This window comes from Moorena sp. SIO4G3 (assembly GCF_010692305.1).
GTDB classification, from domain to species: Bacteria; Cyanobacteriota; Cyanobacteriia; order Cyanobacteriales; family Coleofasciculaceae; genus Moorena; species Moorena producens_A.
Map to the genome: position 1 here is coordinate 1 of NZ_JAAHIG010000737.1, position 1,341 is coordinate 1,341.

Genomic DNA, 1,341 nt, shown 5'->3' on the forward strand with positions numbered 1-1,341 from the left:
GCGTAGCATAGGTGTGGGATGAATTTTACACAGAGTCCTTGGGATCGGGAAAGCGAGCTATTAAACTTCTAAGTACCTCAGATTGGTTCATTCCTCTCTTCTCTGCCTCTTGTGCTAATTTTTTCTTTTCGTATTCGGTTAAACGGATTGTCATTTTTATAGTTTTCATTTTGACTTGCCATTTGGCTGGTTGTGTTATCTATTAATGATAGGTCGAAAAACAGAGGACAGCAACAATGAGAGCAGCCTATCAATACCGGCTAAGATTGACTAAGTCGCAAGAAACGGAAGTAGAAAGATGGCTGGACATGCTCCGATGTCAATATAACTACTTACTGGCGGACAGGTTTAACTGGTATGAACAAAATCGCTGCTCTATTAACTCTTGTCCTCTTGTTTGTTATTTGCCGGATTTACGAAATAATCCCGACTATTTTTCCCAGAAAAAGACTCTACCTCAACTAAAGAAGGATAGACCTTGGTACGGAGTTGTTCAATCTCAAGTTTTACAAGATTGCGTAAAGAGAGTTGATCTTGCCTTTAAACGATTTCTTAAGGGTGACAGCAACGGAAAGAAAAGTGGGAGACCTCGATTTAAGGGAAAAAACAGATATAAATCGTTTACATTCCCTTCGCTTTCCAAAAATCCAATACAAGGAAATATTTTGACTCTTCCAAAATTCGGGAAAGTCAAAATGATTTATCACAGACCCATTCCAGAAGGTTTTAAGATCAAGACAGCTACTATAACCCGTAAAGCAGATGGGTATTATGTTACGCTGTCGATCCAAGATGATACTGTACCCGACATTATTCCAGTAGATGGTGTAATTAACCCTGTCGGGATAGACATGGGTCTCAAGTCTTTCCTGGTGAAGTCGGATGGTTCAGAAGTCCCTATCCCTCAGTACTATCGGAAAGCTCAAAAGCGTCTAAAGAAAATCCAACAATCTGTCAGTAGATCGAAGAAAGGGAGTATTAACAGGAAAAAGGCTGTTAACAGACTAGGGAAGGCACACAAGAAAGTAGCGGATACAAGGAAAGACTTTCATTTCAAGACCGCCAAGGAGTTACTAGACAATCACGTTCGCGTAGCGTCGCCTTCGGCGAATCTAGTTGCCCATGAAAAGCTAAATATTAAAGGTCTAGCTAAAACTAAACTAGCTAAATCTGTGTTAGACGCTGGATGGGGACAATTTCTGTCTATATTGTCAGTCAAAGCCGTTCGCGTAGCGTGGCCTACGGCCTTAAATGCTGGACTGGTAACAAAAGCAGTAAATCCCAGAAATACAAGCCAGAACTGTTCTAACTGCGGGAAAAGAGTACCGAAGAAACTAAAAG

The 1,341-nt window shown here is 40.9% G+C and carries 2 protein-coding genes; one reads left to right on the top strand and one right to left on the bottom strand.

Features of this window, described 5'->3' with window-relative positions; translation table 11 throughout:
- Positions 1-25: 25 nt before the first annotated feature.
- Entirely contained in the window at positions 26-169 is a 144-nt protein-coding gene (locus tag F6J99_RS45045) for a ribbon-helix-helix protein, CopG family (RefSeq protein ID WP_070392622.1), read from the bottom strand.
- Between the two features lie 67 nt (positions 170-236).
- Here F6J99_RS45045 and F6J99_RS45050 point away from each other — a divergent pair.
- Positions 237-1,341, top strand: a 1,105-nt coding sequence (locus F6J99_RS45050; protein WP_293123948.1) for a transposase, incomplete at its 3' end; no start/stop codon positions are given.